Genomic DNA, 14,447 nt, shown 5'->3' on the forward strand with positions numbered 1-14,447 from the left:
CCGAGAAACGGGTGCCATGGCGCCATTGTCTCGGGTCCAAATGCGGACGCGCCGCCGGACGCCGACGCCGCCGGACGCCGCCGCCGTAGGCCGGGAACACGCGCAGGCAACCTGTCGACCGGCTCGTGCGTCCTTGCTGAGGGGGGACGCGACCCTCAGACGGTGCGGAGGGGGCCATCATGGAGCACGAGACGGAGCAACGCCGGGCGGAGATCAACCGGCTCAAGGGCATCGTGGCCATCGCGGCGGTGAGTCTGCTGGCGTTCAGCGCCGTGTTCGGCGCCGGGCTGGTGGGCGGGGCGTCCGGTAGCTCCGCGCCGGAGCGAACTCCGGTCGTCACCGCCACGCCCTCCCCGTGAGCGTCGAGCGGATCGTAGGGTGGGGTCGTGGACATCTCCGGAATGCGCAGGAGCTACGAACGCGACGAGTTGGACGAGGAGGGCGCGGCGGACGCCCCCACCGCACTGTTCGAGCGGTGGTTCGACGACGTCGCCCACCTCGGCCACGTCGAGGCCAACGCCATGACGCTCGCGACGGTGGACGCCGCGGGTCGCCCATCGGCCCGCATCGTGCTCATGAAGGGCTTCGACGCCAACGGCATCGTCTGGTACACCAACTACACCTCGCGCAAGGGTCATGATCTGGACGCCAATCCGCACGCCGCCGTGCTGTTCCACTGGCAGGAGTTGGAGCGGCAGGTGCGCATCGAGGGTGTGGTCGAGAAGGTCAGCGAGGCCGAGTCGGACGCCTACTTCGCCGTCCGCCCCTTGGACTCGCGGATCGGGGCGTGGGCGTCACCGCAGTCGGAGGTCATCGCGAACCGCGCCGTGCTCGTCGCCAATGCCGCCAAGGCGACCGCCGAGCACGGGCTCAAGCCGCCGCGTCCGCCGTGGTGGGGTGGCTACCGCCTGGTGCCGGCCGCCTGGGAGTTCTGGCAGGGGCGGAAATCCCGCCTCCACGATCGGCTGCGCTACACGCTGACCGATGGCCGGTGGGTGCGGGAGCGCCTGGCGCCGTAGGGCGTTCAGGAGTGGCGTGAGTACGCGGTCGCCTCGGCGACGAGCGCGTCGTCGGGTCGCACACCGGTGTAGAGAACGAACTGCTCCAGGGCCTGGAGGCTCATCACCTCCGCGCCGGTGATCGTCACCGTGCCACGCGCCTCACCGGCGCGTACCAGCGGCGTCCGGGCCGGCCTCGGCACCACATCAAACACGACGCCTGCCGCGTCCACGGCCGCGAGCGACACCGGCAGGGCATCGGCGTCCGGGCCGCCCTCCATGCCGACCGGGGTGCAGTTGATCAGCGTGTGCGGACGCCGCGCGCCCAGCTCGGCGGCCCACTCGAACCCGTACTGGTCGGCCAGCGCGCGCCCGGTGGTCTCGTTGCGGGCGACGACCATGCCGGTGTAGCCGTTGTTCGCGCAGGCTGCGACGGTCGCCTTCGCCATGCCGCCGGACCCGAGCACGGCCACCTCGCCCTGGGTGGGCACGTCGTACTGGGCAAGCAGGTGCTCGATCGCGAGGTAGTCGGTGTTGTACGCGACCAGGTGGCCATCGGTGTTGACGATGGTGTTCACGCTGTCGATGGCCGCGGCGGAGGGCTCCATCTCGTCGATGAGGGCGATGACGTCGGACTTCCAGGGCATCGACACCGCGCAGCCACGGATCCCCAGGCCGCGGACGCCGGCGATCGCGGCCGTGATGTCGGTGGTGGTGAACGCCTTGTAGACGAAGTCGAGGCCGAGGGCGTCGTAGAGGAAGTTGTGGAAGCGCGTGCCGGTGTTGCCCGGGCGGGCGGCGAGAGAGATGCAGAGCTGGGTGTCCTTGGTCAGGTCGCCGGCGATGGTCCTCATGCCCGCAGCGTAGGCCGGGGCGCGTCAGCGATCGAGCAGTTCGCGGAGAGCGGCCAGAAAGCTCTTGTCAGGGGGAGCCGACGAAAATCGAGCACTCGATTTTGGGCGAGTTCAGTGGGACTGCCCTTTTCGGAACGCAGACGCGATCGAGTGGCGAGTTTTCGTCGCGAACCTCGGCACACCCCTGGTCAGCTTGCAACCGGCGGGGTGCCGGGTGCCTCGCGGGAGGGTTCACCCGGACCATTTCGGTGCGACGTGGCGCATTCCGGCCTCACGTGGCGCACCTGCACCCCACGTGGCGCAGCGCACGTCACCTTGCGGCCCCTGCAAGGGCCGCCGGGTGAGCTCCACTGCGCCACGTGACTCGGAGGTGCGCCGCGTGGGCCCACGCTGCGCCGCGTGCGTCCGGAGGGCGCCACGTCAGCCCACGCTGCGCCACGTGCGTCCGGAGGGCGCCACGTCAGCCCCAGGTGAGCCGTCGGCAGCCCGGCCGCCCCGGCGGCCACAGCAACCAACCCGCCTCAGGCGGTCGGCAGGCGTCCGGTCTTCACCGCCTTGACGAGCTGGGCGTGGTCCGCCTCGGTCTGGTCGGCGTAGTCGCGGGCGAACGCGGCGAAGGCGTCGGCGGGGGTGTCCGACTTGCCCAGATAGCCCGAGATCACCGACGCCCCCGAGGTGCGCGCGTGACCCTTGGCCAACAGGTGACCGACGATGCCGGCGTAGTCGACCAAGGCGGTGGCGCTCATCGCGTCCAGGGGGACGCCGCCCTTCATGTTGCGGAACTGGCGCACGTAGTACTGGTGCTCGCCCACCGTCGTCCAGCCCAGCAGGGGGTCGGAGACCGTCTGGAGCTGCTGCTGGTACTCCACGACGCGCTGCCCCTGGTGGGCGTGGCGGGCGGTGTCGCCGTGCACGAACGGTGCCAGCACGGAGCGGCGGGCCTCCTTCAACTGCAGGAACAACACGTCGTCCGGACGCGAGCCCACCAGCAGCGCCACCCAGGCCCGCAACCCCACCGACCCGACGCCGACCACCTTGTGCGCGATGTCGTGCAGCGTGTAGCCGCCGACGATCCGGCGCCACTGGGGCGTCAACGTCGCGAGGTAGGCGTCCAGCCCCTCCGCGAGCGCCTCGAACTCCTCCTCGGACGGGTGGGTGACGACCGGGGGGTCCTCGGCGATGCGCGTCGAGGCGGCGTCGCCGGTCAGCTTGGGCAGGTGCCGGTCCGATGTCCGCTTGCGGGCCGCCTTCGCGGCGCGCTCGATCTCGTCGCGCAGGGAGGTCTCGGTCACGGTGTCGCCGAGCGATTCGACGTCGAGGTGGTTGTACGCCCGCCACAACAGCGGCTGCTTGGAGAGGAAGCTCACCTCGTCGCGGTAGGCGCGCACGCAGGCGTGGACCGCCTCGTCGCACGCGTCCTCCGATGCCCCGTTGTCGCGGCCCAGCACCCAGATGGACGCCACGAGCCGCCGCAGATCCCACTCCCAGGCACCGGTGTGGGCCTCGTCGAAGTCGTTGAGGTCGATCACGAGCGCGCCCTCGGGCGAGCGGTAGAACCCGATGTTGCCGATGTGCGCGTCGCCGCACGCCGTGGTCTGGACGCCGGTGCTCGGCAGGTGTGCCACGTCCCACGCCATGAGGTTCGCCGTCCCCCGCAGCAGCCCAAACGGTGAGGCCGCCATGCGGGCGGTGCGGACGCCGAGCAGCCACTCCAGGCGTCCCTCATGGGTGCGCTCGATGATGTCGACGACGCCCGGGCGGTCGGGGGTGGGCTGCCAGCGGCCCAGCAACGTGTGCGGCGTCACCGCACGCAGCTTCTTGCCGTGAACCACCCGTTCGCCTCGGTCGGACGCCGGGATGCGGAACGACGTGAAGGCGTCCGCCAGGTGCAGGCTTGGGTCAGCGGTGCGGGTCTCGGGCATGGCACCTCCTCACCCGCATCGTAGGACGCCCCAGTCTCGGCGCCGGCCGGTAGGGTGTGCGCCGTGGCAGTCGTGACGCTTGAGCCCCTGTTGTCCCACAAGGTCTTCCGGTGGGCGTCCGGCGTCAGCGCGTTGGTGGCGCTCGCCATGCTGGGCCTCGGCGTCGCGGTGTGGCTGGGCCAGCCGACTCTGCTGGGTTCGCACCAGGCGACCGGCTACGTGTTCATGGTGACGACGCTCATCGCCGCGTTGTCGTCCCTGAGCTACGGGCGCCAGGCACGCAAGAAGGGCCTGGTCATGCACGGGTTCAGCGTGTTCGGGTTGGCCGTGGTGCAGTTCGCGATCGGGGAGCTCCACTGGCGGCCGCCCCACATCATCCTCGGCATTCTCGTCTGCATCGCCGCCGTCGCGCTGTTCACGCTCTCCCTGCGCCGGCCGCCCTCGGTGGTGACGGCGGCCACGGCGCCCCGCCCCCACGCGGACTGACGCCAATCCCGCGTTCGGACCCGGCCGGGACCCCGCTCAGTCGAGCTGACGCCGCGCGGCACCCTTGTCGGCGCTGAGCGCGAGGGAGGCGTAGATCTTCAGCGCGTTGCTGACCACTCGCTCGCGCTGCGCCGGACGCCAGCCCGCGACGTCCTGCTCCTCGCGGCGGCGCGTCAACTCCTCGTCGGACACCTCCACGTTGATCGAGCGCTCCGGGATGGAGATCGAGATCACGTCGCCGTCGCGGATCAGCCCGATCGCACCACCGGCAGCCGCCTCGGGGCTGATGTGGCCGAGCGACAGCCCCGACGAGCCGCCCGAGAAGCGCCCGTCGGTGATGAGCGCGCACCTCGGGCCGAGCCCCACGCCCTTGAGGTAGGACGTGGGGTAGAGCATCTCCTGCATGCCCGGGCCGCCCTTCGGGCCCTCGTAGCGGACGACGACGACATCGCCCTCGACGATCCTGCCGCCGAGGATCATCTCGACGGCCTCCTCCTGGGATTCGGCGACCTTGGCCGGCCCGGAGAACGTCCACTGGTGCTCGGGGACGCCGGCGCTCTTGACGATCGCCCCGTCCGGAGCGATGTTGCCGGTGAGGACGCCAAGCCCTCCGTCGGTGGTGTAGGCGTGCTCGACCGAGCGGATGCAGCCGTCGGCGGCGTCGGTGTCGAGATCGGCCCAGCGGTTGGTGGAGCTGAACGCCTCGGTGGTGCGGACGCCACCCGGCGCCGCGTGCCACAGCTCGAACGACTCCGGCGTGGCCTTGCCGCCGCGGATGTCCCAGTCGTCGAGCCACTGCGCCAGGGAGTCCGCGTGCACCGCGTGCACCGACTCGTCCAGCAGCCCGCCGCGGCGCAGTTCGCCGAGGATCGCCGGCATGCCACCGGCCCGGTGCACGTCCTCCATGTAGTACTTCGTCGTGTTCGGCGCGACCTTGCTCAGGCACGGGGTGACGCGGCTGAGCGCGTCAATGTCAGCCATGGTGAAATCGACGCCGGCCTCCTGGGCTGCGGCGAGGATGTGGAGCACCGTGTTGGTGGAGCCGCCCATCGCGATGTCGAGCCGCATGGCGTTGGCGAAAGCCGCCTTGGTGGCGATCGAGCGGGGCAGCACCGAGGCGTCGTCCTCGTCGTAGAACCGCTGGGCCAGCTGGACGGACAGGCGTCCGGCCTGCAGGAACAGCTCGCGGCGGGCGGACGCCGTTGCCAGCGTGGAGCCGTTGCCCGGCAGGGACAGCCCGAGCGCCTCGGTGAGGCAGTTCATCGAGTTGGCGGTGAACATGCCCGAGCAGGAGCCACACGTGGGGCAGGCGTTGGCCTCGATCGCGGCGATCTGCTCGTCGGAGACCGACTCGTCGACGGCCTTGACCATGGCGTCGATGAGGTCGAGGCGCTCGTTGCCGCCCTCATCGGGCGCCCCCGAGATGACCTTGTCTCCCAGCAGGCGGCCGGCCTCCATCGGCCCACCGGAGACGAACACGGTCGGGATGTTCAGCCGCAGCGCGGCCAGCAGCATGCCGGGGGTGATCTTGTCGCAGTTCGAGATGCACACGAGGGCGTCGGCGCAGTGGGCGTTCACCATGAACTCCACGGCGTCGGCGATCACCTCGCGGCTCGGCAGCGAGTAGAGCATGCCGCCGTGGCCCATGGCGATGCCGTCGTCGACCGCAATGGTGTTGAATTCGCGTCCGACGCCGCCCGCCTCGCGCACGGCTCCGGCGACGAGCTGGCCCATGTCCTTCAGGTGCACATGGCCGGGCACGAACTGGGTGAAGCTGTTCGCGATCGCCACGATCGGCTTGCCGAAGTCGGATTCGCCCATGCCCGTCGCGCGCCACAGCGCGCGGGCGCCGGCCATGTTGCGGCCGTGGGTGGACGTGCGGGAACGGAGCTGGCCCATCGATCCTCCTCGCGAAGACGGACCCGCCCAGCGTAGTCGCCCCGCCGCTGGGCCGGCCGAGCCGGTCCCGAACGCGGACGCCCTCCCTCGGCTCGCGCGCCGATGGCTCCTGCGCTCAGCGCCGCGGCGTCACCCAGATGGTGATGTTGCAGTGGACGGATTCGACGCCGGCGGCGTCCACCAGACTGACGGGCACGACGACGTCGACGCCGGACGTGATCGCCGCGAAGTCGGGCAGGGGGTCGAGGGACGCCGTGGCCGTCAGCCCACCGCGGGTCTTGGCCTGGTACTGCGCGGTCATGGCCTTGGGGATCCAGCGGTGCGTGGGCGGCACGGTCGCCTCGGCGAGCATCCCCATCGCCACCTCGGCGAGGTTGCACGCGGCGATGGCGTGGAACGTGCCGATGTGGTTGCGGACGCCCCACCACACCGGTGCGGTGACGACGCACCGGCCCGGCTCCAGCACGCGCACGTGGGGCAGCACCGTCCGGAAGTAGGGCGCCTTCAGCGCCACCGCCGCCGAGAACAGCCGCGTGCCCACGCCGGGGGGTAGGCGCTGCGTGCGCTGCCACAGCCCCCACGTGTTCGTCAGCGAGGTGCGGCCCGGTGGCGCGGATCGGGTTCCCATGGATGGGCAGCCTAGGCTGGGGAGCATGATCTGGGCCACCACCCTCGCCATCGCGACCGTGGTCGTCGCCGTGCTGCGCATCGTGATCGCGTTCCGCAGCAAGGATGCCCCCGGCAACGAGACCGTCGCGGTGGCCTTCGCGCCGCCCCGCGCGCTCTCACCCGGGCTGTCGGCGCAGTTGCGCCGCGACGTCAAGGGCAGCGCCGTCGTCCCCGCCGAGATCCTTGATCTCGCGCTCAAGGGGGTGTGGCAGGTCGGCGTCCGTGATGACGCGGACGCCGCCCCCGCCGACCCGTACGCCCGGACGCCGCAGCGCCCCGCGGGCGGATCCAAGACGTGGTTCGTGCAGCGGAACTCGCTCGACGAGCCGGCCCTGGAGCCCGTGCCGCTGCAGATCTATCGGGGCATCTTCCCGCCCGGTTCGATGGAGCTGAGCGCCGACCTGGTCGCCGACCGCGAGACGCGGCTCGGGTTCTCCAACGCGCTGCACGAGGCCTGGTACGAGGTCAACCGGCGCGGCTGGGTGGAGCGCACGGCGTCCGCCGGCCACGCGCTGGTGCGGGCGGGCGGCTGGCTCATCCCGATGCTGGCGCTGGTGGCGTTCCTCGGCCTGAGCAACGCGGCGGCCGCCCCAGTACTCGCCTTCGCGTTCCTTGGCGGCCTGGCCACGAACCTCATCAAGGTCCGCCCGTGGCGGCTCACCGGGGAGGGCCGCCGCCTCAACGACGAGCTCGACGGGCTCAAGCACTACATGACCCTCGCCGAGGCGGACCGCCTGAAGGCCCTCCAGGCCCCCGACACCGCCACGCGGCTGCCGGCCGTGCAGGGCCGTGGCGAGATCGCGAAGCTCCACGAGCGGCTGCTGCCCTACGCGGTGCTGTTCGGCATCCTGCCCCAGTGGTCGGAGGTCGTGGCACACGATCTGGAGGAGGCCGACCTGGCGCCGGTCTGGTTCGTCCTGCCGGCCTACGACGCGTTCACCCTCATGACGTGGGCGGCGTTCGCGGACGCCGGCGGCCTGGGTGCGCTGGGCGACATGGGCAATTTCGACGCCGACGTCGGCGCGGACACCGGCATGGACGCCCTCGACGGCGGCGGGCTGGGCGAAGGTGGCATGGCTGACGGTGGCGACGGTGGCGGTGGTCTGTTCGGCGGCGACGGCGGCGATGGTGGCGGCTTCTTCGGAGGTGGGGGCGACGGCGGGGGCGTCGACTTCGGCGGGTTCGACTTCTGAGGCGCGTGACAGGGTCGCGTCCGTGTCAGGGCGTGCCCGTGACAGGATCGTGCCCGTGACTGATCGCCTCACACTCGCCGCCACGCTCACGGGGCCCGACCGGCCCGGCATCACCGCCGCGCTGATGGGGGCCATCGCCGGGCTCGGCACGGAGGTGCTGGACCTGGAGCAGGTGCTGGTCCGCGGGCAGGTGACGATCGCGGTGCTGCTCGGATCGCTGCCGGAGGATCTCGACACCCTCGAGGACCGCCTCGCCGGCACCTGCGCCCGCCTCGGGTACCGGCTCAGCATCGACGAGGGCGTCGGCGACAACCCGCCCCGCGCCCGCCGGGTCGTGGTGTCGCTGCTCGGACGCCCCCTGCGCGCCACCCACCTCGCGGAGGCCGGACGGGTCATCGCCGAGCACGGCGGCACCATCGACCGCATCCGGCGGCTCTCGCGGACCCCCATGACGACGCTGGAGTTCATCGTCTCCGGCACCGACGTCGATCGGCTCCGGCCGGCTCTCGCCGCCACTGCTGCGGAGACCGGCTTCGACGTGTCGGTGTCGCCAGCCGGCCTGTCGCGCCAGGGGCGACGCCTGGTGGTGATGGACGTCGACTCCACCCTGATCCAGGACGAGGTGATCGAGCTGCTGGCCGCCCACGCCGGGCGGGAGGCCGAGGTGGCGGCCGTCACCGAGGCCGCGATGCGCGGCGAGCTTGATTTCGCCGCCAGCCTGCACCACCGTGTCGCCGCGCTGGCCGGGCTTCCCGAGTCGATCCTCGCCGACGTCCGCGCCGCCGTCCGGCTCACGCCCGGCGCCCGCACGCTCGTCGCCACGCTGCGCGACCTCGGCTTCGCGGTCGGGGTGGTCTCTGGCGGCTTCCTCGAGGTGGTCGCGCCGCTGGCGGCCGAGCTGGGCATCACGCACGTCCACGCGAACTCCCTCGAGGTGGCAGACGGGGTGCTCACCGGACGCGTCGCGGGCCCGGTCGTCGACCGCGCGGCCAAGGCCGAGACGCTTCGGCGCTTCGCGGCGGCCGAGGGGCTGCCGTTGTCGCGGACCGTCGCGATCGGCGACGGCGCCAACGACCTCGACATGCTCGCCGCCGCCGGCCTCGGGATCGCCTTCAACGCCAAGCCGGCCGTCCGCGCGTCCGCCGACACCGCGCTCAGCCTGCCCCACCTGGACGCCGTGCTATACCTGTTGGGGTTCAGCCGCGAGGAGGTCGAGGACGCCGCGGCCGCGCGGGCGGCGTCCGTCGGCTGAGGCGGCTCAGGCGGGCGTGCGGCGTCCGATCACGACCCACGGGATGATCGCGAGCAGCAGCACCGCGCCGGTGACCATGAACGCCCAGCCGAACCCCAGCACCTCGGCGATGATGCCGGCGACCAGCGTGCCGCCGATCGAGCCGAGGTCGCCGGCCATGGAGTAGGTGCTCAGAGCGGAGCCGCCGTTGCGGTCGGCGCCGATGAGGTCGGCCATCTGGGCCTGCATGGCGGGCATGATCATGGACGCCCCCAGCCCGGCCACCGCGGAGAGGCCCAGATAGAACAGCGGCGTCGTCGACCAGCCAAACACCAGGTTCGCCAGCCCGGAGACGGTGAGGCCGACCATGAGGACGGGGCGGCGTCCGACGGCGTCCACGAAGCGACCAGTGAATTGTTGGGCGATGGCGTTGGCGAGGGCGTACACGGTGAGCGCCATGCCGGACATCGCGACGCCGAGGGTGGGCACCGCGGCGGCCATGAGGGGGATGAGGGAGATGCGGACGCCGAAGTTGGTCCAGCCGTTGGCGAATCCCGTGACCAACAGCGAGCGGTAGATCGGGTCGCGCACCACGTCGGCGAGCAGGACGCGGGGGCGGACGTCGTCGGCGGCCTCGCGTCCGCCGGCGCCGCGGAGGAAGACCGCGACGAACGTGGTGGCGATCAGCAGCATGACCCCGTAGATGAGGAACGGGACGCGGAAGCCGAAGCCAGCCAGCAGCGAGCCGAGGATCGGGCCGCAGATGTTGCCGAGCAGGAAGGCCGAGCCGTACAGCCCCGACGTCCGACCGCGGGCCTCCGGCGGGGCGAGCCGCACCATGAGGCCCATGGACGCCACCGTGAACGTCACCGAGCCCAAGCCGCCGAGGGCGCGCCAGATGATGAGATCCCAATATCCCTGCGCAAAGGCGCACCCGAACGAGCTGAGGGCGACGACGAACAGGCCGGCCACGTAGGTCCAGCGTTCGCCGAAGCGGGCCATGAGCGGGCCGGTGGCGGGAGCGAAGGCGAGGCGGGTGACGGCGAAGACCGTGACGATCGCGGACGCCGCCGCCACGCCGACGTTGAACGACTGGGCGTACTGGGGGAGCACCGGGGCCACGAGGCCGAAGCCGAGCGCGATCAGCAGTGCCGAGACGACGAGGATCCAGATCTCTCGCGGGATGGGCGTCTTCGTGGGGGTGCGGCTGTCGTCCGAGCTCACGCGTCTGCACCCCTCGTCCCCGACACCACCTGCTGAGCCTACGCCGCGCGAAGTCGTGGCGCCGCATCGTGTCCTGCGTTGTCGCGAGCGGGTTCGTCGGGGGTTCTCTGATGGGGCCGGGATGGTCGCGACGAGTGGGGGGTGAGGCTGGGCTAGGGTGAGGCCGTGGCCACCATGGTGTTGACGGTGATCGGTGAGGATCGCCCCGGGCTCGTCCAGACGCTGGCGGACGTCGTGACCGCCCACGGCGGCAACTGGGAACGCAGCCGCATGACCGAACTCGCCGGCCTATTCGCCGGCATCGTCGTGATCGAGGCGCCGGACGACCGCGGCGAGGCATTCCGCGGTGCGCTGCACGAGCTGGGCGGGGTGCTGCACGTCGGCGTCCACCACGCCCCGGGCCGCTCGGACGCCCCCACCGGGCAGGTCATCACGCTCGAGCTGCTCGGCAACGACCGCGCGGGCATCGTCAAGGAGGTCGCCGCGGTGTTCAGCCGCCATGGCGTCAGCATCGACGAGCTCACCACCGACACCCGGGAGGCCCCCATGGCCGGCGGCGTCCTGTTCGAGGCACGACTGGTCGCGCCCCTCTCGGACGCCACGGATCTGGACGCCCTCCGCGCCGACCTCGAGCGGCTCGCCGACGAACTGATGGTGGACATCACCCTGGCGGCGTCGTAGGTCGAGGTTTCCCGGCCGACGGGTCACTTCGCTCCCCGCGCATCGCGGGGCTCTTCCTGCACGAAGGGCGCCGCTAGGGCCGGGGAGCGAGGTCATTTCGGACGGGGAGCAGCGCTACGCCCGAGGAGCACTGCCACGCCCGGGGAGCGAGGTGGCCCGGTCGCGGCCCACCCTGGGACGGCCCACCCGACAGCGGCCCGCACCACGAGGGCCCTGCCGGTTCCCTATGCTCGCGTCATGCCTCTCGCCACCGCCGCCGACGTCGTGGCCGCCCGGCGGATCTTGGTCTACGGCGTCAGCGGTGCGGGCAAATCGACCCTTGCCAAGCAGCTCGGCGAGGCGCTGGCCCTACCCGTCCACCTCGTCGATGACGAGATCGGCTGGCTCCCCGGCTGGGTGGAACGGCCGGTCGGCGAGCAGCGGGCGATCGCGTCCGTCTTGGCGGCGGAGGACGCCTGGGTCCTCGACTCCGCCTATGGGAAGTGGATCGACATGGTCTGGGAGCGCACCGAAGTGGTCGTCGCCCTCGACTACCCCCGCTGGCTCAGCCTGGGACGCCTCCTGCTCAGGTCGGTCGCAAGGGCCAGCGACCGCCGGCCCATCTGCAACGGCAACACCGAGAGCTTCCGGCAGCTGTTCAGCCGCGACTCGCTGATCCTGTGGCATTTCCGATCGTTCCCACGGAAACGGGCCCGCATGCGGGCGTGGGCGGCGGCGTCCGCCGGGCCGAAGGTATTTCTGGCCCACCGGCCTCGCGACGTCGAACACTTGCTGGACTCCGCCCGCTGAGCCCCAGCTTGAACCAAGCAGACCGAGCCAAGCAGCCCGAAGTGGGGCCCATCACCAGGGACAGATCAGCGCAGCAGCGTCGACAGGAACGCGGCGTCGGCGGTGTAGTTGTCCGCGTCGTCGACCAGGGCGTCGTCCTTACGGGCGAGCCCGATGGAGTGGGTGAGCGCCGCGAGGTCTTCGAGGCGGGCCACCATCGTGCCCAGCAGCTCGGGCACGCTGGCGTCGGAGCCGTAGGCGTCCATCAGGGTCTGCAACCGGGCGGCCAGGTCGATCTTGAACGCCGGTGCCGCCGGATTCTCCTCGCGCATCAGGGGCACGAGGCGGTAGGCGAGGTACGCCAGATCCCACAGCCGTGGGCCGGGGGCGGCGAAGTCCCAGTCGATGACGCCCACCAGCTCGGAGTTCTTGAACACCATGTTGTAGGGCGCGAAGTCGTTGTGGCAGATCACCTCGGCCGGTTTGCGGCCCGCGACGCGCCAGCGGGCCTCGGGGTCGGTGTAGTCGGCCGTGGCATCGTGCAGCTCGCGCAACCACTGGCCGGCGCGCACCAGCGTCTCCTCCGAATACACCCAGTCGGGCATCGGGTAGGTCGGCACCTTGCCCTTGAGGTAGGCCAGCGCCTCGCGGCCGTCCTTCGTCCAGCCGAGCGGCTCGGGGGCCCACTCGACACCCTGCTCGCGAATGTGCGCCAGCAGGCGCTGGACGGTGGGCGTCCACGGCCCGGCCTCGCGCAACACCTGGTCGCCGCGGCGGGAGACGGGCGTCATGTTGCCGCCCTCGAGTGGCTTCTCCGGCTTCGCCATGCCCCCGAGCCTACCGGCCGGACGCCTCCCGCACCGCCACTCCTCAGCAGGGGCTTGCGTACCATGGCCCCATGCGCGAAGGGGATGTGGTCGGGGACCGCTACCGCCTCGGCGCGCCCCTGGGCCGCGGCGCGATGGGCCAGGTGTTCCGCGCCCACGACGACCGGCTCGACCGCGACGTCGCCGTCAAGGTCGTCGACCTCAGCGCCGCGACGGATCCCGATGTCGCCGATCGGTTCCACCGCGAGGCCATCGCTACCGCCCGCCTCAACCACCCCAACATCGTCACGATCTTCGACGCCGACACCGAGGGTCAGACCGCCTTCCTCGTCATGGAGCTGCTGCCAGGGCGTCCGCTGTCGCAGGTGATCCGCGAGAACGGCCCCCTACCGCTCGCGGACGCCATCCGCATCGCCGGCGAGGTCGCGCGGGCGCTCGTCGCCACCCACCGCATCGGCGTGGTCCACCGCGACATCAAGCCCGCCAACATCATGATGGACGCCCGGTCGGTCAAACTGCTCGACTTCGGCATCGCCCAGATCTCCCTGGACGCCAGCGCCGCGCTCACGCGCCCGGCCACCACGCTGGGCACCGCGGCGTACATGTCGCCGGAGCAGGCCCGCGGGGAGCGGGCGACGGCGGCGTCCGACGTGTACGCCCTCGGTGGGGTGTTGATGGCGATGCTGACCGGCCAGCCGGCCTTCCCCGGCGACCACGCCGTCGCCGTGCTCCACCGCCAGATCAACGATCCGGTGCCGTGGGTGCGGCAGCGGCGTCCCGACGTGCCCGCGACCGTGGACGACCTCGTCCACCGCATGCTCGCCAAGAACCCCGAGGCCCGGCCCCACACCACCGAGGTCGTCACCGCCCTGCAACACCTGGCGCGCAACCTGCCGGACCCCCGCCGTCCGGCCCCGCCCGCCCCGCCGACCGCGGTCGCGTCCCGGCCCATCGACGCACCCGGGGTGACCGCCGTCATGCCGGCGGACGCCGCCGCGCGGGCGAGTGCCCCGCCGCCGCCCTGGCAGGCGCCACCGCCGGGCCAGATGGCGGAGCCGGCCTCGATGCAGCAGGCAAGCCGCGCCGGCGGGGGCCAGCCGATGGCACTCCCGCCCGGCCAGCGGAGCCCCGCGCGGCGCGGCCCGCTCGGGCGGGTGGCCGTGTGGTTGGTGGTCATCATCGTGGCGTTGCTGGTGCTCGCTGTGGTGTGGGCGCTGGGAACCTCCGTGTTCGGCGTCGCCACCCCGGCCAACCCCCCGTCCCCCACGCCAGCCGCGTCCTCGACCACCGAGCCGACGCCGGCAAGTCCCACCACCAGCGCGCCGGCGCCGACGTCAGTGCCCACCCTCATTCCGGTACCCCTGCCGTCGATCTCCCTGCCCTCGGTGACGCTGCCCTCGGTCAACGAGGCCGCGCTCTCCGCTGCCCTCCAGGGTGTCGACGCGGCGCTGACCAGCATCGACGCCTCCCGCTCGGACGGGGCGCGCGACGCCCAAGCCGATCTGCGGGAGCAGTGGGCGGACGTCACGGCGAACAGCGACGATCACGCTGCCACCGTCGCGGCGGTCAGCGACTTCCGTGAGTCCTTGGGCGAGTACACCGAGGAGGGTGACGTCACCGCGGTCGAGTCCCAGCTGATTGGTGTCGCCGTGGGCCTGGTGGAGGCCGCGCTCAGGTGAGAGCCCTGCCCCGGGC

Annotated in this window: 14 protein-coding genes; 8 read left to right on the forward strand and 6 right to left on the reverse strand. The window is 71.9% G+C overall.

Going from position 1 to position 14,447, the window contains the following annotated elements:
• The first annotated feature begins 179 nt into the window (after positions 1-179).
• Positions 180-359 carry a hypothetical protein gene (locus tag IFY26_RS12385; protein WP_232549312.1) on the forward strand — a complete coding sequence of 60 codons (180 nt, stop codon included), beginning with the start codon at positions 180-182 and terminating at the stop codon, positions 357-359.
• Positions 360-386: 27 nt separating this feature from the next.
• On the forward strand, positions 387-1,019 hold the full coding sequence (gene pdxH, locus IFY26_RS12390) for a pyridoxamine 5'-phosphate oxidase (protein ID WP_232549313.1): 633 nt from the start codon (positions 387-389) through the stop codon (positions 1,017-1,019).
• A 5-nt stretch (positions 1,020-1,024) separates the two neighbouring features.
• Here pdxH and IFY26_RS12395 read toward each other — a convergent pair whose 3' ends face one another.
• Complete coding sequence (locus IFY26_RS12395; RefSeq protein ID WP_232549314.1) at positions 1,025-1,852, reverse strand: shikimate 5-dehydrogenase; 828 nt, start codon at positions 1,850-1,852, stop codon at positions 1,025-1,027.
• Between the two features lie 521 nt (positions 1,853-2,373).
• Positions 2,374-3,774 (reverse strand): DUF2252 domain-containing protein, encoded by a 1,401-nt coding sequence (locus IFY26_RS12400; protein ID WP_232549315.1) that lies wholly within the window; start codon positions 3,772-3,774, stop codon positions 2,374-2,376.
• A gap of 63 nt (positions 3,775-3,837) precedes the next feature.
• On the opposite strand from IFY26_RS12400, the gene IFY26_RS12405 reads away from it, so the two are divergent.
• The gene (locus IFY26_RS12405; RefSeq protein WP_232549316.1) at positions 3,838-4,260 is read left to right on the forward strand and encodes a hypothetical protein; all 423 of its coding nucleotides are present in this window, start codon (positions 3,838-3,840) and stop codon (positions 4,258-4,260) included.
• A 36-nt stretch (positions 4,261-4,296) separates the two neighbouring features.
• Here IFY26_RS12405 and ilvD read toward each other — a convergent pair whose 3' ends face one another.
• Both ilvD and IFY26_RS12415 read right to left on the reverse strand, forming a co-directional pair.
• A complete protein-coding gene (gene ilvD / locus IFY26_RS12410; protein WP_232549317.1) occupies positions 4,297-6,159 on the reverse strand; it encodes a dihydroxy-acid dehydratase in 1,863 nt (620 codons plus the stop codon).
• Positions 6,160-6,274: 115 nt separating this feature from the next.
• Positions 6,275-6,787: a hotdog fold domain-containing protein gene (locus IFY26_RS12415; RefSeq protein ID WP_232549318.1), complete on the reverse strand. Its 513-nt coding sequence runs from the start codon at positions 6,785-6,787 to the stop codon at positions 6,275-6,277.
• Positions 6,788-6,812: 25 nt separating this feature from the next.
• Here IFY26_RS12415 and IFY26_RS12420 point away from each other — a divergent pair, with 25 nt between their 5' ends.
• Both IFY26_RS12420 and serB read left to right on the forward strand, forming a co-directional pair.
• Entirely contained in the window at positions 6,813-8,021 is a 1,209-nt protein-coding gene (locus IFY26_RS12420) for a DUF2207 family protein (protein WP_232549319.1), read from the forward strand.
• 55 nt (positions 8,022-8,076) lie between these two features.
• On the forward strand, positions 8,077-9,273 hold the full coding sequence (serB, locus tag IFY26_RS12425) for a phosphoserine phosphatase SerB (RefSeq protein ID WP_232549320.1): 1,197 nt from the start codon (positions 8,077-8,079) through the stop codon (positions 9,271-9,273).
• Between the two features lie 6 nt (positions 9,274-9,279).
• On the opposite strand, the gene IFY26_RS12430 is transcribed toward serB, so the two are convergent.
• On the reverse strand, positions 9,280-10,476 hold the full coding sequence (locus IFY26_RS12430; RefSeq protein WP_232549321.1) for an MFS transporter: 1,197 nt from the start codon (positions 10,474-10,476) through the stop codon (positions 9,280-9,282).
• A 174-nt stretch (positions 10,477-10,650) separates the two neighbouring features.
• Here IFY26_RS12430 and IFY26_RS12435 point away from each other — a divergent pair, with 174 nt between their 5' ends.
• Together IFY26_RS12435 and IFY26_RS12440 are read left to right on the forward strand one after the other, a co-directional pair.
• A complete protein-coding gene (locus IFY26_RS12435) occupies positions 10,651-11,157 on the forward strand; it encodes a glycine cleavage system transcriptional repressor (RefSeq protein WP_232549367.1) in 507 nt (168 codons plus the stop codon).
• A gap of 237 nt (positions 11,158-11,394) precedes the next feature.
• Positions 11,395-11,946: a P-loop NTPase family protein gene (locus IFY26_RS12440; RefSeq protein ID WP_232549322.1), complete on the forward strand. Its 552-nt coding sequence runs from the start codon at positions 11,395-11,397 to the stop codon at positions 11,944-11,946.
• A gap of 65 nt (positions 11,947-12,011) precedes the next feature.
• Here the strand turns inward: IFY26_RS12440 and IFY26_RS12445 are convergent, their stop codons facing one another.
• Positions 12,012-12,752: a phosphotransferase enzyme family protein gene (locus IFY26_RS12445; protein WP_232549323.1), complete on the reverse strand. Its 741-nt coding sequence runs from the start codon at positions 12,750-12,752 to the stop codon at positions 12,012-12,014.
• 71 nt (positions 12,753-12,823) lie between these two features.
• Here IFY26_RS12445 and IFY26_RS12450 point away from each other — a divergent pair, with 71 nt between their 5' ends.
• Positions 12,824-14,431 (forward strand): serine/threonine-protein kinase, encoded by a 1,608-nt coding sequence (locus IFY26_RS12450; RefSeq protein ID WP_232549324.1) that lies wholly within the window; start codon positions 12,824-12,826, stop codon positions 14,429-14,431.
• Positions 14,432-14,447 lie beyond the last annotated feature (16 nt).

The sequence above is a fragment of the Propioniciclava soli genome (assembly GCF_014858005.1).
Taxonomy (GTDB): domain Bacteria; phylum Actinomycetota; class Actinomycetes; order Propionibacteriales; family Propionibacteriaceae; genus Propioniciclava; species Propioniciclava soli.